General features: G+C 38.3%; 17 protein-coding genes. 9 read left to right on the forward strand and 8 right to left on the reverse strand.

The genetic code is table 11. The annotated features are described in order from the left end of the window. The 4 genes from RMZ42_RS02345 to RMZ42_RS02360 form a co-directional block, all read right to left on the reverse strand. Positions 1-518: hypothetical protein (locus RMZ42_RS02345; protein ID WP_322669881.1), on the reverse strand; the 518-nt coding region annotated here is incomplete at its 3' end. A 180-nt stretch (positions 519-698) separates the two neighbouring features. After that, positions 699-1,439: an ABC transporter ATP-binding protein gene (locus RMZ42_RS02350; RefSeq protein WP_322669882.1), complete on the reverse strand. Its 741-nt coding sequence runs from the start codon at positions 1,437-1,439 to the stop codon at positions 699-701. 4 nt (positions 1,440-1,443) lie between these two features. Beyond that, entirely contained in the window at positions 1,444-2,250 is an 807-nt protein-coding gene (locus RMZ42_RS02355; protein WP_322669883.1) for an ABC transporter permease, read from the reverse strand. Between the two features lie 409 nt (positions 2,251-2,659). Continuing rightward, entirely contained in the window at positions 2,660-2,797 is a 138-nt protein-coding gene (locus RMZ42_RS02360; protein WP_322669884.1) for a hypothetical protein, read from the reverse strand. Positions 2,798-2,962: 165 nt separating this feature from the next. Here RMZ42_RS02360 and RMZ42_RS02365 point away from each other — a divergent pair, with 165 nt between their 5' ends. The 4 genes from RMZ42_RS02365 (at position 2,963) to RMZ42_RS02380 (ending at position 6,058) form a co-directional block, all read left to right on the forward strand. Beyond that, complete coding sequence (locus RMZ42_RS02365; protein ID WP_322669885.1) at positions 2,963-3,154, forward strand: DUF2862 domain-containing protein; 192 nt, start codon at positions 2,963-2,965, stop codon at positions 3,152-3,154. 120 nt (positions 3,155-3,274) lie between these two features. Further along, entirely contained in the window at positions 3,275-4,375 is a 1,101-nt protein-coding gene (locus RMZ42_RS02370; protein ID WP_322669886.1) for an ArsA family ATPase, read from the forward strand. A gap of 265 nt (positions 4,376-4,640) precedes the next feature. Then, positions 4,641-5,687: a chlorophyll synthase ChlG gene (gene chlG / locus RMZ42_RS02375; RefSeq protein ID WP_322669887.1), complete on the forward strand. Its 1,047-nt coding sequence runs from the start codon at positions 4,641-4,643 to the stop codon at positions 5,685-5,687. Positions 5,688-5,770: 83 nt separating this feature from the next. After that, complete coding sequence (locus tag RMZ42_RS02380; protein ID WP_322669888.1) at positions 5,771-6,058, forward strand: hypothetical protein; 288 nt, start codon at positions 5,771-5,773, stop codon at positions 6,056-6,058. Between the two features lie 137 nt (positions 6,059-6,195). Here the strand turns inward: RMZ42_RS02380 and RMZ42_RS02385 are convergent, their stop codons facing one another. From RMZ42_RS02385 to RMZ42_RS02400, 4 genes are all read right to left on the reverse strand, one after another. After that, a complete protein-coding gene (locus tag RMZ42_RS02385) occupies positions 6,196-7,149 on the reverse strand; it encodes an MDR/zinc-dependent alcohol dehydrogenase-like family protein (protein ID WP_322669889.1) in 954 nt (317 codons plus the stop codon). Positions 7,150-7,248: 99 nt separating this feature from the next. Then, positions 7,249-7,821 (reverse strand): hypothetical protein, encoded by a 573-nt coding sequence (locus tag RMZ42_RS02390; RefSeq protein ID WP_322669890.1) that lies wholly within the window; start codon positions 7,819-7,821, stop codon positions 7,249-7,251. 215 nt (positions 7,822-8,036) lie between these two features. Continuing rightward, on the reverse strand, positions 8,037-8,843 hold the full coding sequence (locus RMZ42_RS02395) for an inositol monophosphatase family protein (protein ID WP_322669891.1): 807 nt from the start codon (positions 8,841-8,843) through the stop codon (positions 8,037-8,039). A gap of 153 nt (positions 8,844-8,996) precedes the next feature. Next, the gene (locus RMZ42_RS02400; protein WP_322669892.1) at positions 8,997-10,430 is read right to left on the reverse strand and encodes a BCD family MFS transporter; all 1,434 of its coding nucleotides are present in this window, start codon (positions 10,428-10,430) and stop codon (positions 8,997-8,999) included. 234 nt (positions 10,431-10,664) lie between these two features. Here RMZ42_RS02400 and RMZ42_RS02405 point away from each other — a divergent pair, with 234 nt between their 5' ends. From RMZ42_RS02405 to RMZ42_RS02425, 5 genes are all read left to right on the forward strand, one after another. Beyond that, on the forward strand, positions 10,665-11,498 hold the full coding sequence (locus tag RMZ42_RS02405; protein WP_322669893.1) for an Rpn family recombination-promoting nuclease/putative transposase: 834 nt from the start codon (positions 10,665-10,667) through the stop codon (positions 11,496-11,498). A gap of 600 nt (positions 11,499-12,098) precedes the next feature. Beyond that, positions 12,099-15,545, forward strand: coding sequence for a DEAD/DEAH box helicase family protein (locus RMZ42_RS02410; RefSeq protein ID WP_322669894.1), 3,447 nt, complete (start codon positions 12,099-12,101; stop codon positions 15,543-15,545). Further along, complete coding sequence (locus RMZ42_RS02415; protein WP_322669895.1) at positions 15,542-17,695, forward strand: hypothetical protein; 2,154 nt, start codon at positions 15,542-15,544, stop codon at positions 17,693-17,695. The genes RMZ42_RS02410 and RMZ42_RS02415 overlap by 4 nt, the downstream gene beginning before the upstream one ends. Before the next feature lie 288 nt (positions 17,696-17,983). Beyond that, positions 17,984-18,208, forward strand: coding sequence for a hypothetical protein (locus RMZ42_RS02420; protein ID WP_322669896.1), 225 nt, complete (start codon positions 17,984-17,986; stop codon positions 18,206-18,208). Between the two features lie 235 nt (positions 18,209-18,443). Further along, on the forward strand, positions 18,444-19,391 hold the full coding sequence (locus RMZ42_RS02425; RefSeq protein WP_322669897.1) for an aldo/keto reductase: 948 nt from the start codon (positions 18,444-18,446) through the stop codon (positions 19,389-19,391). The last annotated feature ends 108 nt before the right edge of the window (positions 19,392-19,499 follow it).

A 19,499-nucleotide genomic window follows, 5' to 3' on the forward strand; every position in this document is an offset into this window, starting at 1 on the left:
TCTATTTTCTGCTCAAGTTGAGAAATTTGCTCTATTTTCTGCTCAAGTTGAGAAAGCTGTTCTATTTTTTGTTCAAGTTGAGGTAGTTGGTCTATCTTCTGTTTAAGTTGAGGTAGTTGGTCTATTTTCTGCTTAAGTTGAGATAGTTGGTCTATTTTCTGCTCAAACTGAGAAAGCTTATTATTTACTTCTTTATCCCTTGTAGAATATTGATCAGTTTTTTGAATTAAATTGTATAAAACTCGTCTAACAGCAGAATTATAATAAACTTGTCTTTTAAAGATAGGCCATGATATTTTTTTTAAAATATTTTTTAGCCATTTTCGAATAGTATTTGTATATATATCATTAAAAAATAATAAATAGTTACCATCAATTTCTGTAACATAACTATTATTTAGTAGTTGATGAGGTAGAGTTTTGCTTGATTCTTCTTCCTCATTTCCAGCCGGACGATAAAATCTAACGGATTGTTGATAAACATCACTTATACGCTCTAGTATTTTTTCGTAATCCATCTGATTCTCCTGAAATTTATCATCAATCATTCTTTACAATAGAATACATTTTTGTTTAAAGCTTAACTAAAATTTTTGCCTAAGTATATCTAATCATATAGTCTTTCGATTCACGTAGTTCATCAAATCATTTTCCTTCAGGCAAAATTACTACTGATAAGGAAATTTAGATAATTTAAATTAAATTTTACTTACTGAGTTTAAATAGTAGTCGGCAGTTTCATCCGCGTTTCCCATAAAACGCACTTTTCCTTGATCTAACCAAATTCCTCTAACACAAGATTGTTTGATAAATTTTAAATCATGAGAAACTACTAATACAGTAGCGTTCTGATTCCAAAATTGCTCAATTCTTCGCTTACACTTGTTTTTGAAACTTTCATCTCCTACCGACAATACTTCATCTAATATCAAAATATCCGGCTGTATATCGGTGGCGATCGCAAACCCTAATCGCGCTACCATTCCAGAAGATAATCCCTTCACTGGTACTAATGCATAATCTTCTAACTCTGCAAACTCTAATATTGAAAGCGTTCTTCTTCGCATTTCTGCTCGGGAATATCCCAGTAATACGCCATACAACAAAATATTATCCATCACAGAAATTTCTGCATCAAACCCCGCTCCAAGTTCAATCAATGGCGCAATTTGACCTCGTACTCGCACTAATCCGCTAGTAGGTTGTAAAATCCCAGAAATTATCTTTAATAATGTTGATTTACCAGAGCCATTTGCCCCTATAATACCTATTTTTTCACCTTTTTCAACAACTAAATCAATTTCATTTAGCACCTGTTTCTTCGCAGGCTGGTGATATTTACCTTCCAAAAAAGATAGGAGTGTTTTCTTTAGGTCATAAGAAAACTCTTCTTGCGTTCGTCGCCACAGCGAAACTCGATCTAGGCGAATTACTTCCATTTATTTACAGCAAATCCATAAATTGATGCCGCCACAGTTGAAAACAAACCCATCCCAGTGACAAAATAATTATGCCACTCAGCAAGGCTCCCCAAATTAAACTTAAATCTGGTAGCATTCCCGATAGTGTAATCTGCCGGATACTTTCAATAACTGGTGATAAAGGATTTAATCCTAAAAATGCTTTTACTGTTTTTGGAACAATGTCTGGCGGATAAAATACAGGACTACCGATCCAAATTACAAATACAATTAGCTCATAAAAATAAGGTAAATCTCTAAAAAATACATATAAAGCGCTGACCAAAAAACCAACTCCCATACAGACTAAAACCAGCGCTAAAAATGGAACCAGCAATGCTACCACGTTTAATAAACTTTTGGATTTAACAAAAGTTATTATTCCTAATAAAGGCAACACTCCAACGGCAAACTGAAACACATTTGCTGCAATCATTGATACTGGGAAAATACTGACTGGCAGACGAATTTTATTTAAAAGTGAGCCGTTACCTACTACACTACTCAGTGCCTGAGAAGTGGAAGCTGAAAAAAAGTTGATTACCACCAGTCCTGTAAATGCTGCTAATACATAGTTTGGGATTGAGTTATTGTAATACGACGAAAACGTTGTTCCAAAAATTGCAGTGTATAGCCCGGTCATAATCAACGGGTTCAATAGCGACCAATAAACCCCTAGAAATGAACCCCGGTAACGCACTTTAAGATTTCGCGCTACCAAGACGTGCAGCAATTCCCAGTAGCGCCACACTTGCAACCAAGTTGAATTACTTTTAACCGAAAGCTTCATCCTTACACACCGCTACAGTTCATAGCTAAATTATTTGCAGATTTTATACTATTGGTGGCTACTTTACCGCATTACTTTAACAATAAAAACTTTATTTTAAAAAGCGTTGTTAAACATAAGTTACTATGGGACTCATATCTGATTTTTGAACAAGATTTTAGATAAAACCCTTATAAAATAAGCTTTTCAGTCTCAGTATGTTTTTAGAAATCAAATCGAAGTCCTAATAGTTACCATTTTTATACTCTTAATCACATCCTATCCGGGCAAGACCAATGAATTTATCAATTGGTTCCTAGAACTGAGCGATCGCAAATAATTAGGACTTCTACCATATAATTGCTTTATAGTCAATAAAAATGCTTTTATTCAGATATTTGTTCATGGAACGATCGAAGCGCTGCTCTATCTAGCGAAGTTGTGCGATCGCAGCCGTTCCTGTGACAACCGCAATTGTGCTTTCGGTGTCTATTGTTGCCCGACAATAGCAATTTTCTCTGTTAGAAGTACGCGATCGCTTTTGGGTGTCTTTGAACAAAAAAGACAAACATTAAGTATTTACCTGTTTGGTTGCCGATTTAATTTTAAGCTGTTAAGTCAGGAGTTAGGAGTTATTCTTTCTCATCTCTCCCTCATCTGCCCTGAATTGATGAGAGCAGAGTCACGGATTCCGCTACACTGAGACTTGGTTTATCTGAAATTGTAATCAGGCATGGAAATCGGACAAAAGGTTAAAGTTTTTCGTTTACGCGATCGCGTTTCTGCCCCAGTTGTAAAAAAACTCGGACAAGTGGGTATCATCCAAGGCTACAAAGTCACTGATGGTGGTGGAATCGGTGTAGTGGTTCTGTTTGAAGACAATTATTCTACTTGGTTTTTTGAAGATGAAATCAAACCTGTGTAGTAGTAAAAAACTCAGATCCGGATTTTTCTTTGGCTCTGAAGTTGAAAGCACAGGTTGAGAGTCTATATTGAGTGCTAAGTTGGAGTTGAAAAGATCGGCGGTGAAAATAGGAATCAACTAATGGCTCAAATATTGACATTTTTGGGCAAAGGCGGAACCGCTCGTACCAAAATTGCGATCGCCGCCGCCAAATTATTGGCAAGTCAAGGCAAGCGCGTACTTCTAGCAGGACAAGCAGAACCAACATTGTCAATCCTGTTAGGGACTCCCATTGCTGCCGATCCTCAAGAAATCTCTCCCAAGTTACAGGCGGTACAGTTTCAAGCATCTGTACTGCTTGAGCGCAACTGGGACGAAGTGAAAAAACTTGAGGCGCAATATCTCCGCACGCCCATCTTCAAAGACGTTTTTGGTCAAGAACTGGTAGTCTTGCCGGGGATGGACAACGCCCTAGCGCTGAACGCTATTCGCGAATATGATGCCAGTGGCAAATATGATGCGATCGTCTACGATGGCACGGGCGACTCTTTAACGCTGCGAATGTTGGGTTTGCCAGAATCTCTGAGTTGGTATGTCCGGCGATTTCGGCAATTGTTTGTCAACTCCGACTTGGGGAAGACAATTACTGAATCACCTTTGATTCAACCTCTGATTAGCAGTTTTTTCAATATCAACTGGACAGCAGATAACTTTGCCGCTCCCACTAACCAAGTCAATAATTTCTTAGAAAAGGGGAGAGCCGCTCTGGCCGATCCCAAGCGTCTCGCTGCTTTCTTAGTGACTACAGGAGATCCGATTGAGGTAGCAAATGCTCGTTATTTATGGGGTAGCGCTCAACAAATCGGTTTAACTGTCGGTGGTGTTTTGCTTGTGTCTACTGAGACAAATATCAATCTGTCAGAGGAATTTATACCCTTACCTGTAAGCGTCGTTCCCAACTCGCCCACGGGTGATTGGCAACCACTGATAGACGCTCTACCCAACTTTGAAGCACAAGCTTTACAGGCTCCCAAACCTATTGAAATAGACATCCACAATCGTCAGGTACGCTTATTCTTACCAGGATTTGACAAAAAGCAAGTCAAACTTACCCAATATGGGCCAGAAGTCACGGTAGAAGCAGGAGATCAGCGACGCAATATTCCCTTACCCCCGGCTCTGAGTGGCAGACCCGTTGCTGGAGCAAAGTTTCAGAATCATTATTTGATAATTTCGTTTTAAGTTAGTTAGGAGTAGGAACAAAGTTAGGAGTTAAGAGTGAGGAGTTAGGAATAAAAATAATAATTCACGCCTGATGTGAATTAGAAAAGCCTCTTATCGCATAAGGGTTTCTAGACTCGCCCAAAATTGTATGATTGGGAATACCCACGAAATTACAAGGGTTTCTAGACTTAATTCACATTAGACGTAATTCATAACTCCTAACTCCTAACTAATAATTCATAACTTCTAACTCCTAACTCCTCACTCTAAAAAAATACGCCTTATGTCAGAATCAACTCCCATTCCCCCAGACCCTAACCGATCTGAAGCACTAGACTCAGTGGCAAATAATCTCAATGAGCAAGCGATCGCATCTGCCGATCGCAATGCGAAAACTAGGCAGATGTTGGGGATGAAAGGTGCAGCGTCTGGAGAAACTTCGATTTGGAAAATTCGTTTACAGCTCATGAAGCCCATCACCTGGATTCCCTTAATTTGGGGTGTAGTCTGTGGTGCGGCTTCTTCTGGTAACTATACTTGGACGCTGGAAAATGTGTTGAAGGTAGCAGCCTGTATGTTATTGGCTGGGCCATTGATGACAGGTTACACCCAAATCCTTAATGATTACTACGATCGCGAAATCGATGCCATCAATGAACCTTATCGCCCGATTCCCTCTGGAGCAATTCCCTTACCCCAGGTAATTATTCAGATTTGGGTATTACTGATTGCTGGCTATGGTTTGGCATTTGCGCTAGATGTGTGGTCTGGTCATGAATTCCCGACAATTACAGCGATCGCGATTATCGGTTCTTTCATCGCTTATATTTATTCTGCGCCTCCCCTGAAACTCAAGCAAAACGGCTGGCTAGGTAGCTACGCCTTGGGTGCAAGCTACATTACTCTACCTTGGTCTACAGGACACGCTTTATTTGGAGAACTGAATTCCACAATTGTGATCTTGACAATGTTCTACAGCTTGGCTGGATTGGGTATTGCCATTGTCAATGACTTCAAGAGTGTAGAAGGCGATCGCCAGCTAGGATTAAATTCACTACCCGTAATGTTTGGCATCACCACTGCGGCATGGATTTGTGTAGCGACAATTGATATATTTCAAGGATTGATTGCAGCTTACCTCGTCAGCATCCACGAAAATTTGTATGCAGCAATACTAGTACTGTTAATCATCCCGCAAATCACCTTGCAGGATATGTATTTCCTACGTGACCCCGTAAAAAATGATGTTAAGTACCAAGCTAGTGCCCAACCTTTCCTTGTTCTGGGAATGCTGGTAACAGGTTTAGCCCTGGGTCATGCTGGCGTTTAATTTGTACCTCCATAGTGGGAAGTTAAGAATTAGGAGTTAAGAGTTAATATACTTTTAACTCCTAATTTGTATCAGGACATACTATGCTTCAATTGATATTTTTCTTAATTAATGGGATTCAACCTTTATTAGTCCCGATTTGTTTTGTAGTTGCTTGGACTGTAACTATTCTGGTTGTGTTGAGTCTCTGGACGGCCGCACGAGATAGTGTTAGTACAGCCAAGCAAATGCATCAAATTCCCTGTACTGGTTGCCAATTTTTTACCGACAATTACCGTCTTAAATGTACTGTACGCCCATCTATTGCCAATACAGAAGAAGCAATCTATTGTCGTGACTATCAACCAAAGACTAATCCTTATCTATATTAGGGAGTGGGGAAGCAGGGGAGCAGGGAGATGAGAGGACAAGGGGACAAGGAGATAAACAAAACTCCTAACTCTTAACTCTTAACTCCTAACTCAGCACTCAGCATTCCTAATGCCCAATGCCCGATACCCAATGACAATTAACTAATCTCTAACAATATCTTTAAAACACCCCGACTCTGGGCGTGTTCAAAAGCTGCAAGCCCTTCAATGAGAGGGTAGGTGGCATGAATCAGAGGTTGCACATCAACTTGTCCTGTGGCTAGTAGCTGGAGGGCTGGGGTAAAGGGGCCACAACGGGAGCCGATGAGGGTGATTTCATCTACTACTAAAGAAGAAACATCTAGGCTGAGGTTGCCAGCATAAGTACTTTTCAGTACAAGCGTACCACGGGGACGGAGGGCGCGGCGGGCGATCGCAAATCCTTCTGGATTGCCAGTGCATTCTACTGAGATATCGAAATATCCATCTGTAACATCATCAGCTAGACTCGTTTTTATTCCCCGTGCTTCTAAGTTAGCCAGTTTTTCTCGATGACGCCCCACAGCTACGAGTTCACAGCCAGTTAGAGCTAGTGTCTGAGCTACTAACTGCCCTAGTTTGCCATCTCCAACCACTAGCACCCGATGGTCTGGATGCAATGGCACTTGCTGCTGAATTTCCAAAGCTGCTGCTACAGGTTCAGTAAATGTTGCTACTTCTGTTGGCACATTATCAGGTACTAAATGCAGGTTCTCTACCGGCAAACAAAGATATTCACTAAAGGCACCGTTGCGATTGACAATACCCAAAACTGTACGATTTTCGCAATGAGTTGGTTGTCCGCTACGACAAAACCGACAATGCCCACATACAGCATTGATTTCTCCAACTACGCGTTGGTTAACTAAGTGTTCTGGCCCTCGTTCGACAATGCCGACAAATTCATGCCCTAAAATACCAGTGTAGGGATAGTAGCCTCTAAGTAGTTCCAGATCGGTATTACAGATACCTGCACGCAAGACGCGTACTAAGGCTTCTCCCTGTGGCGGCTCAGGAACCGGAATATCTGTGCGTAATTGCAACTGCTTATTTTCGAGCCAAAGTCCTTTCATTTCTCTTCACGTCCTTTGCCTAATTATGTTGTCAATATCACTTTGAAAAATGTTTGCAAATAAATATAGGGGTATACATCCGTAACCCCATACCCACACCTATGTCTCTGTAGAAGGTATTTCTTTAATTTTGGTTACATCAACTTTGCTTAACCAAGTAACTAAATCGTCTGAGCCAAGTGCAATCTCACTTCCCAAGGTTTTGATATAAAGAAGTCCGTCACTGATAATTAAATCTCTAATTGGGTACCATGAATCTCGTGTTCTAATCAGAAGTTCCAACGGAATCCCTGGTCTTGAACTATGTTTGCAATATTTCCACCAGGCCCGCCATAGAATGACACATTTAGTACAATTCATCTGATAGCCTTTGGGAACTTCGCAGTATTGATACTGATAGAAACCCCGACTATCTACTTCTCCTTTGAGAATATAACTATATTCTGCTAATGCCTGATTTATCAATTCCCACTGGGTTGATTTTGGAGAAATCGAGAATTCAGATAGGGTATTTGATAGTTGAGCAGTGGCAATTACGCCTTCAGATTTTGCTGTTAGTTGGTTTATTTTATACACTGTTTGCGCTGTCAAAACAGGATTTGACAACAAAACGTCTTTTTTTTGAATAGAGTTTTGTACAAACTCTCGAATTAAATCTAGATTAGACAACATAAAATTTTTTATACTAAATTAACCAGTGTGATGAAAGTCACAATTATACTTAAATTAATAACTACACTGGTTTTGCACTTAAATCAGGATTATTACTAGCTTTATTTATACTCAATTCTTTGTTTGACTTGGGTTTTGTTAAGTTTAATATCGCTTATGCAATACTCCGAGAGGCTGATTGACAAAAGCGCTTCCTTAAGGTATAAATTTGCAAATTAAATTTTTACGCCTTCGAGAAAAGGTTGAAATACCGGAATTAATTCGGCACGACTAACCACAAGGGTGGGAAAAGAGCGATCGCTATAATCTTCTCCCGGTGACAATGGAAACGGTTCTGACTTCAGCGAAGCCCAGACTCCACCAGCAGCTTGGACAATTACCCAAGCCCCGGCTAAGTCCCAAACTTTTGGTGTCGCCTCAATCCCACCGAGAGTAGCCCCAGTAGCAACTGTCAAAAAGTTATAGCTAGCTACACCCAACATCCGAATTTTGCAGGGAAAGCCATTTTTGATAACTGCGGTACTACGAGAACAGAGGTTAAAAAAGTGATTATTGCTAGGACTATCTACACTGGTGTGGATGGGGTGGTTGTTGAGAAATGCTCCTATTGGGGGTGTTAACCCAGATGAACCTGCCCAAAACCCATGAAAAGCTTGATTCAGAGTTGGGGCGTAAATATACCCAAAAATGGGCGTACCTCGATACAGCAAACCCAGAGATATTGTCCAGATGGGAATGCCGCGTGTGAAGTTCGTTGTACCATCAAGAGGATCGATTACCCAGCACCACTCAGTACCGGGAAATGACTGATCGCTCTCTTCGCTCAAAATGCCGTAGCCAAGGAAAGTAGAAGCGATCGCATCCCGAATTTCCCGATCTGCCCATTTATCTGCTTGCGTCACCAAACTACCATCAGCTTTTTGGTCAGCCTGTACTTGCCCAAAATCTTGCATTAGTTGCTTGCCCACTCTGGTAGTGGTAGTTTGGGCAAAATCAAGAATTGTTGTCCAAAAATCATTCATTGGTTATTAGTCATTTGTCATTTGTACTGAGCGTATCGCTAAAGCGAAAGCTCCGCTAACGCATAGCGTCTCGTAGAGAAGCCGAAGTATTGGTCATTTGTCCCATGCCCAATGCCCAATGCCCCATGCCCCATGCCCCATGCCCTATACAGTTTAATCTAAATCGCTTTCTAAAACTGAAGCGATCGCTTGCTTGGTACTTGTTTGAAATTCTGTGATGTTCACCCGATTCAGAAACCAAATCGACAGCACCATTCCTACCGCTTCTAGAACAAATACCAGTCCATAAGCTAACTCTGCGCTAGGTAACAGCTTGCGTCCAATATCCAAAACTGTACCTCCAATTACCACGGCGATTCCTCTAGAGATGGACTGCGCTAATCCCCATGCTCCAATAAACGTACCTGCGGCTTCTGCTGCTGTGAGATCCAACATCAAGCTAATTGCGGCTGTAGTTAAGAAACCTGTGGCTAAACCGAACAAGACCAAACTTAGTTTAAGAACTGCTGCATTAGCTGTGAATCCTGAGATACCTAGCAATATTGCACAGAATGCTACCAACATACAGCCAAAACGTGCAGTTCTGCGCTTACCCAAACGCGGGATAATATAAAAGCCCGTAACGCCATAAGCAATCAATAGACCTGTTCCATAAAAAATATTTAATTTGGTACTTTCCGCTAGGGGCATTTTAAATACTTGACCCGCATAAGGTTCTAAAATCGGGTCTTGCATAAACAAACTGATAGTCATCACCAATAAAAAGGTGAAAAATATACCTGTTTGTGGACTAGCTGTCAAAATTTTCCAAGCATTGCCTAGAGTGATGCTATCTTCCCGATTCACCAATGTAGAACGGGTTGAGTATTGAGAGTATTTTTTTTCTACGCCAAATGTCGCTGCGATCGCTAAACCAAATACAATTGCTGGGACGATAGTAAACAATCGGTTGATTGCTGGCTGCAAAGTTTCTACAGTTGCTTCTGGGGTTAACTGTTTCAGCAAGCTGGCACTAATAATCGCCCCAACAATAATCCCCACCATTAGCATCGACCAAACCACACCGACTACTTTGGAACGGTTATCTTCTTCAGATATATCCACCAACAAAGCAGCAAAAGCAGTACCGCTAGCACAAATTCCTAGACCGTATACAGCAAAAACTAAAGCCAAAAGACCTGTCCAGCCAATTGTTTGGGTTGTCCATACCCAAGTACCTGCATTATTTCCAGCAATATTAAGCTGCCATATCACTTGTATAGCTAAAAATGCTGCGATCGCAAATATTGCCGCGCCCACCCAAACATAAGCTGTACGGTGGTATCCCCATAACGGCTTGGCATCGGAAATCTGTCCGAACCAGACACGCGAAGGAGCAACAAATAAAGGCAGTGCTAGAACTACCGATACCAGCGTCGCCGGAATTGCTATTTCTTGAATCATGACTCTGTTGAGTACGCCTAGAGTCAAGATGGACATCATGCTCAACCCCATTTGAAATAAACCCAGGCGGAACATGGTCAGCAGGTTTACCCTTGGCACAGATAGGGATTTGGTTTTGGTATCAAATACTTCACCGCTTGCCATAGCTACTTTTTCGTATGCTTTATAGGATTTAATTTCTCTCTTTAAATAAAGATAAACCCTACTCACTCCAAATCAGCGAACGAAAAGTTGAAGTTGCGATTTGGCAAGCGATTATACACCTTGATTAGCGTAGGCTTCAGCCAAGTTACGATTAATTTTTAGGACTTGGTTGTAATGTGCGATGTCTACGACGGGCTACGCCTACGCATAACCAGAGAATTTTAGGATGAAATAGTGAAACGAGACTCAATTTACTATCAAATTTTTAAGCGCTTTCCTGGGTTACTCTTTGAACTGATTGATGTCCCTCCTCCTCAAGCACAAAACTATCGATTTGAATCACTTGAAGTCAAAGAAACGGCTTTCCGCATCGATGGTGTTTTTTTACCTCCAGAGGATGCAACATCCAGAGTTATCTTTTTTGCTGAAGTTCAATTCCAAAGAGATGAAGCTCTTTACCATCGGTTCTTTACCGAGTCGCTGATGTACCTGAACCGGAATCGTTTTCAGTATGATGACTGGTTCTGTGTGGTAATTTTTTCATCACGCTCTTTGGAACCAAGCGATCAAAAAACTCATCGAATATTTCTCAATAGCGACCAAGTGCAGCGAATCTATTTAGATGAGTTAGGCGCGACTAATCAGCAGCCAATAGGCATCAACTTGATGCAGTTGACTCTAGCATCGGATGAAGTGATGGCAGAGCAGGCAAAGCAATTGATTGAGCGGGTAAAATTAGAGGAAACGGACACACTGCCGCAAAACGAAATACTCAATATCATAACCACAATTGCCGTTTATAAGTTTTCGACCTTGAGTAGAGAGGAAGTTGAAGCTATGCTGGGATTGACTTTAGAGCAAACAAGGGTTTATCAGGAAGCGAAAGCCGAGGGTCGAGAAGAAGGTCGAGAGGAAGGTCGAGAAGAAGGTCGAGAAGAACGGGAAGCTGAAATGTTGAAACTTACCGTCCCTCTGTTACTAAAAACAGGGATGAGTGTGGAGCAGATTGCTCAACACCTCAATGTTGATATAGAAGCTGTCCAGATTGCCGCACAACAAAATACATAGAATGGGCATTTTATGTCTGTTGTCATATTTTTGCAAAATGACAAGAGCTTGATTAAAATCCTCAATTGCCCTTTTATGGTTTCCAGAGCGATCGCGCCAAAATATGACAAATTAAGATGCTCATAATTTTATCAAAGAGTAAATAAATCCTCTGTTTAAGCTGCTAAATTCTTCACTTCATTGAAAAGCAGAAGCTACAGAGGTTAGAGAATTTTGTTTTGGTATCAAATACTTCACCGCTTACCATAGCTAACTTTTTGTATGGCGATGATGCGATCGCGCCAAAATGTTACAGATGGATGTAAGATACTCATTACTCCATCGGGGCTGGGACTTGATAGCAGAATATCCCAGTATTTAACCTTTGCATAGCCCCTCTATTCCACCCAAAAGAACCGTAAATGACACCTTTTGGATAATTTAGAGCTTGTTTTGTAAGCATTGGCTTAAATCTTGCTGGGCATCAATAGGAGCTAACTGAGATAGTAGTCTACTTTACTTCTACTTTTACTGCTAATAGTGGTGTCATAGTTGGCGATCGCTATCTAGATTTAACATTCACGTCCAACTTTTTTCAACTTTAATGAGGTTATCAGGGATATGGAAGAAATATTAAACCAATACTGCAAACAAGACAATCTTGGGCTGCTTCTCCTAAGTATGGCAACTGGTTCGGGTAAAACATACATTGTTCTAAAGTTTATACATTCTAATTACAAGGAATTTGCCAAGCAAAAGAGAAAAATTCTGTTTATTACTAACCTTAAAAAAAACTTACCTATTGACGAACTAAAAAAACATTTTATCGCCGATGGAAATGAGGAAGATTTTGAAAAATATGTTCTTTTTATTGATTCTAATGTCGATCCTGTTATCAACAACTTACTAAAACTTGACCAAGAAATTCCTGATATATTTAAAAATAAAATATATTTACAACTAAAAAAATATATAGAAATGCTCCAAAGTGAGCAATTACCTAGCGACTTTAAAGAAAACATTAAAACAGATATTCGTAAAAATATTGAGCCAGCATTCAGAGACATTATTAAAAGAATATTGTCAGAAAATTTTAAAACGAAAAAGGCTCGTCTGTCAGCTATCAAGAATAATCAAGATTACCAATGGATTGGAAAACTTTATCCCGCAGTATTTACAGATGATAAAACTATTTTATTTCTTAGTATAGATAAGTTTGTTGCTCAAAACACAACACTTATTGAACCATCATATTACTTCTCTGAGCGGTTTATTAATAAATCACTTATTTTTATTGATGAGTTTGATACTACCAAAGAAACTGTACTCAAAAATATTATTGAATCTGGGTTAAGAAATCGAGTGGATCTTATTGATTTATTCTTAAATATTCATAATCATCTGATGCAAACCGAGTGCCCTGAAGTACTTTTACAAGAATCAAAATGGCGAAAGCAGCAATCTTCAGGTAAAAACTGGCCATCTCTACGAGAACAGATTGAATCATTACGAGAGAAAGCTAATTATATATTCAAAAAATATCAATTACAGCATATCTGTAAATCTCACGAGAATTTTTCAACTAAGGAAAGAAACTTTCTTTTTTATGATTATAAATTTCATAATGTGCTGGATCGTAATCAACGTGTAGAGATTATTGGAGATATAAATAGCCGTACAAATTGGATTAATGCTTTTAATATTAAATATAAAAAGACGGGTATTGACATACAGGAATTGCTGAGTACAATTACTGGCTATTTATCATATTTTCAGACAGGAATTAAATATTTAGCAAATAACTATCGCCATTTAAAAGAGGAAGATAAAGGCGGACAGGAAACTTTTCCTTTTAAATTAGCTATTCAGACAGTTCTTAATAATTTTCACCTTAAAGATGTGGAATTTTTAACCCGTAAAATTCTTGAAGATGATTTGCCGTATGGCTTGCAATCCTATCAAGGAACAATCCAAAATCAGACTTTTTATGATAGGGGGTTTCGTTACTATGATATCGTCGATAGTGATGAGCATGATACATTATCAAAAATATATATGTTTAACTTCAGCCGTACACCCGAATCTTTTTTAGCTGGAGTTTGCTCAAAAGCTTTGGTAGTAGGTATTTCAGCTACGGCTGGGCTTTATACAAACATTGGTAATTATGATCTTAAGTATCTGAAATCTCGTTTAGGAGATTCATTTATACGTATTAAAGATGATGCTCTTATTAAACTTCAAAACGCATATAACGAAGCAACTCAAGGATATAATAAAGTCTCTATAAAAACTAAATTTATTGGGACAGATATACAAAAAGAAGCAATCAAACAGCTTGAAGACCTTTTCAATGATCGAGAAGTAGCCCAGGATTTATGGAATACTCTTCGCCATACAATTACTAATGATGATGAAGAAAGTATTGAATTTTCATTTTGCCGTTATGTAAGAGCTTTAACAGCATGGAAATATTTTTTGGATAATCCTGATTGTCATGCGTTCCTTTGTCTTTTTAGTAAATTACCAAAGCCTTCCGACCCAAAGTTCGACCTGCATATATTGCATAAATATGCGGATTTTTTATTGGATAGCCATCAAAATACTATTGAAGGTTCTGTGGCTGATACATTTTTTGTGCTTAGTTCAAATAAATTTGAAGCAAATAAAGAAAAACTGCTCAATGAGCTAAAAGATAATAAACGCCGATTTATTATTTCTGCATACCAAACGATTGGTGTTGGACAAAATTTACAATTTCCTGTTTCTTCTGGTCTAGAGCCAATACATATTAATAGCTTACCCAAGCATTCAAACATGGATATTAACGGGATATATTTAGATAACCCAAGAAATATTATTGTTAATATATTTAAAAATAATATAGATGATGATGAATTTATAAAATATATTTTTCAATTGGAATTTATTCGGGAGAATGGAGATTTTTCACTAAACCAGTTTAAGAGCAAGCTAGATGAAGCTTTTCATAAATATATAGGAAGATATAAGCCTAGACGAAAGGCTGAGGACTTCATCAGCCCATACAATACAAATGCTTATTCACGTTACTTAAATAAAATTATTATTCAGGCACTAGGTCGAATATGTCGTACTAATATGAAGGCTCCAACAATTCATATTCTTGCTGACGCTTCTATCCGAAAACATTTAATCGGGTTTTCTCTACCAGAAGATGTAATTCCTATTCGTGAATATACTGCTCTCCTTGAATCAGCAGGTGAATCGACTAACCAATCTGAAGATTTAATAGAAGCACAAAACCGTGCATCCCATAAAAGTAATCAAACTGCTGTTTACATACGTCGCCAACTGAGTACGCCGTGGACAAAACAGAGTGTTAAAAAGTGGCAAGAACTAAGAGAACAAGTTCTTTATCAACCAAGTATTGTCAAAGAGTCAGAATGCAATATTAACTGGAATAATATTTACCTGCATTTGCCAAAACCTGCCGATTCATATTATTTCTCGCATGAAAATGACTATGATGATATCGAAGTTTTCTTTTCTGATGACTACGGTAAAAGAGAAGTTAAAGAAGTGAGCGAACAAACTGCCCGTCTTACAGAGTTGATGAAAATCGATACTCTACATAAATTATTCACTGATTATAATTGGGCAACAACATTTACTAAATCTCAACTAATGCTGACCCCTCCCATGTTTAACAATATTTATAAAGGGGCATTAGGCGAAGTCTGTGGGAAACATATTTTTCAAAACCTCTTAAATATTCCCTTACTAGAACTGAATATAGATGAATTTGAACTCTTTGACTTTAAAACAGAGCAAAATATTTATATAGACTTCAAGCTATGGAATGATCGGGTTGCAGTAAAAGCTGATGAAATAATTGATAAAATCTGTGAGAAAATGGCGATTGTTCGAGCAGAAAGGGTTTTTGTCATCAATATTCTTGGTTCTTCCAACACTCCCTTTCAACCGATTCCATCATTTGGCGGAAAAATTATAGAAGTTCCCTATCTCTGTAAAAATGATACAATCGATAATTTAGCACTTAAATTTATTGTGAATGAATTTTTAACATGAGCATTCTTACAAATAAACTAAATATAAATTTTCATATTGATGCTATTGAAAGAGATTTTGTTTTTATCCGCTTTAAACGAGGCAAAAATGGCAAATGGTGGGGAGCAGAAGAACTGGATTGTATTATAGGTGAAGATTATAAAGCCATGTCTGTTGGATATGCTCAATATGCCTATGCTATGTTTGATAAAAAATCGAATGATACTTACGTATTACTTCAAAAACTTAGAACCGATCCTAAATTTGCTAGTGTATCTGCAATTGAGGTAAAACCCCAGGCTGTTTATACTGGAAATGATGAATGTATATGTGAAGTAACACTTGCCCGTTTATTAGTTAACTCTCTAGGTTCATCACGCTCTAGATTTAAACATCTACATTTCTCAAATCTGACTGGAGCATTACTTAAAGTCCCTCCCTTAAACAATAAACTTTATGATGCAATTGGTGTTGCTGAAATCACTCTTAGTCGTGATGAGAGCCAAACAAACGAATTCTTATTAAAAGTTAGTGTAGTCTCTTATCGAAAAAAGGTTTCCATATTAAAAGAATATAAAGGCACAGCAGAATTAAAAAAAATTCTTAAAAGACCTGAATATGTGTTCCATAGTGGCACAGGAACTCTGAAAAGGTCGCTTCCATCTGATGGTAAAAATACAGATCCTACAAAGTCTTACATACAATGCAGTAAACAAGGTAAAAAGCTTCATACCAATTTCCTTGAGTTTGAAAGTATAGATAAATTTGAGAAAAGCCGAGCAGGTATTTTGTTTCAAGTTTTCAATAGTATTCAACAATATCTATCGGAATACATGAATGTTAATTTTTCCACTCTTGAAATTGATTGCAGCATTGAACTCAAAAATACTTTGCTTAAAAGTCCAAAACAACTTTACTCAAAACTAGATGGTCAGGCAATACATATAGTTGATAGAGTGAATGATGAAGATTCTACTAATTTAGTAATTACACTGAAAGAATTTCTTCTTCCTTATATCACTGATGAAAAACTAATCACCGTTAGTAAACGTGATAAAGAAAACACTCTAAATTTTAGAATTATACATGATGCTGAATTTTATGAAAAAAGAGGACAAAAGGACGAATACCTCCCTTCAACAGATAAATTTCAGCGGCAACATCTGACAATTGAATCAACAAAAAATGTCTCTAAGTCTATTGTTAAAACAATTCTAAAGGAACAGCTTATAAAGCGTGATATTAGCTCTCGAACATTGAACTTGTTTGATTGGGCTAAACTTCAACTAAAAGGAATTTGGACTTTTGCTGCTTGGGATGAAGATAGAGACCACGTAATTTTTATGGAAATTCAACCAAATGGTAATTTTGAATTTTACGAAATAGATGGTCAAGATATATTATTTAACTGGCAAAAGTTTGAGAAATATAGAAAATTTATGACAGAGGATAGCTCAGGAGATAAAATCGAGACATTAGAAGGTCTTGTTATTTCTGATGCTGGTGATATAAATCAGATATTTATAACTGATGAAATCAGTATTCCTGACCTTTCTAAAATTGAAGCTATTCTCAAGGAAGTCGAAACTGAACTTCCTGAAGATAAGGGAAGTGGAGATGAGCTAGCTGATCTAGTTGAAGAATTCTTACAAGAAGCATCTGACCTTAATCTTGAAAAATTTGAATCATTCTCATCGGAACTTAGAAAAATTGGGAACCAATCTATATCAAAACGAGATTTTAAGCGTTTAATCGCGCAGTATTTGGGGACAACAAAGAAGGTAAGAGATAAGGATATTGATGTTAGTAGTACAAGTGAAGCTATTGGTTTTAGAGATTACCTTCTTGACAAACATCAAATTCGATTGAAATTCCCGCAGGATAACCAGAGCAAAGAAGATTTATTCGACGCTTCTCTCAACATAAAATATTTTGGTGAAACTGAAAAAGAAGCTTATTACCTTGTTGGCGATCGAAAAGAAAAGATACAATTCTCTTTCAAAGATGCCTGTCATCTTCGTAAAATCGTGGCGGTGGATAACTCAAAACTGATATTTAGACAACTCCTTGAAACTATGGATGTTGATTTTGTCCGCACAGGGCAAAGTACCGTAATCCCTTTTCCATTTAAGTATATTAGGGAGTATAAAAATTTTGGTGTTGCTAAATGACTGTATTAATCAGTATTGAGCAACGGCAATAACTCTTAGTTTGACAGATTTTATTTATTTTTCTAACCTCAACACACGGAGAAATATTTTCAAATATACCCAATAGTAAAATTTACTAAAGTTATCGCATTGCCCTGTAACTTTATCGGACGCAATCAAACCACATAAAAATATCAATATTAAAATGTGGTTTTAACTACGCTATTCAATTGAATTAGTAAGATAAACTTGCCGTGTATATGTCATCAAAGTACTTAGCTTCATCTAGTAACCAAAAAGGCATAAGCAATGAGCAAAGAAGTAGTCAAAGTAATATTATGGGAAGAAAATCAAAAAGATTTTCTAAAAAAGTTTTATGACCTCCAATTTACTCCCAGAGTAGGAGAGGAAGTTTACCTAAAAAAGGAGAAATGGAAAGTAACTAGAGTTGAGCATGATGTAGAAATTAGTGAGATTAATGTCTACATGGAATTAATCAAAAAAGCCAAGCAGGATAAATCATCTAATTCTTAAATACAAGTAAATACACTCAACTATTATAAAAGGGAGGTTATTAGCCTCCCTTAATTCTGAGAATAGATATATTGTCAAGTGTAATTTGTAAATCTTGATGCAAACTGCGATGTCTACGAGGGGCTACGCCTACGCACAACAAGAATTGCGGCAAATGATGACGATCGCACCCAATCTTGTCTGTAACGATAGACTATAAAAGTAAAGAAATGTAAATAAACTAAATTTTGCAACCGTGGAAAACATCACATTGGGGCAAAATGGCCCAGTTGTTACACCTTTGTGCATCGGCACTTGGGCTTGGGGTGATAAACTATTTTGGAATTATGGCAGTGCCTACGGCCCAGAACAGTTACAAGAAGCATTTACAGCAGCCTTAGAAGCTGGTATTACCTTCTTTGACACTGCCGAAATCTACGGAATGGGACTATCAGAGAAATTTTTGGGGCAATTTCTGCAACAGACACAACAACCTGTACAAATCGCTACAAAATTTGGCCCACTACCGTGGCGATTTACAGCCCAATCCGTCTCTGATGCTTTAACAGCCAGTCTCAAACGCCTACAACTTGAACGAATCGCCCTGTATCAAGTGCATTGGCCTTTTGCCTTCTTTTTAAGCCAAGAAACTTTGATAAATGCCCTAGCAGATGAAGTGAAGCGAGGCAGAATTGCCGCAGTCGGTGTGAGTAATTACTCAGCAGAGCAAATGCGAGACGCGCATCAAATATTGGCGACCCGTGGAGTACCTTTGGCTGTCAATCAAGTGCGCTATTCTTTACTCACTCGCCAAGTTGAAAGCAAAGGTATTATCGCAACTGCGCGTGAGTTGGGTGTGACTATCTTGGCTTACAGTCCTTTGGCTCAAGGATTACTCACAGGGAAGTATAGTATTGATAGTACCGAAACCCCCACTGGTGCAAGGAAAATAGACCCACGATTTAAGAAAGAAGGTCTGCAAAAAATTACCCCAGTCATATCTTTGCTACGCAATTTCGGAGAAAAATACAATCGCACTCCTGCCCAAGTTGCTCTCAACTGGTTAATTGCTCAGGGAAACGTTATTCCCATTGCTGGGGTGAAGACAGCCGAACAGGTACGTCAGAATGCTGGTGCTTTGGGCTGGAAATTGAACGAGGATGAAATTAGAGAGTTAGAACAAGTTAGTCGTCCTTGGCTGTAGTATTTTTAACCCTCTAAAAAAGCCAAAAAGTCAAGAGTATAAAGTCAAAATCTTAACTCTTGACTCTTAACTCTCAACTCTTAACTTTGCCGAATTTTAGATTTTGAT

The sequence above is a fragment of the Nostoc sp. DedQUE05 genome (assembly GCF_034530955.1).
GTDB lineage: Bacteria > Cyanobacteriota > Cyanobacteriia > Cyanobacteriales > Nostocaceae > Nostoc.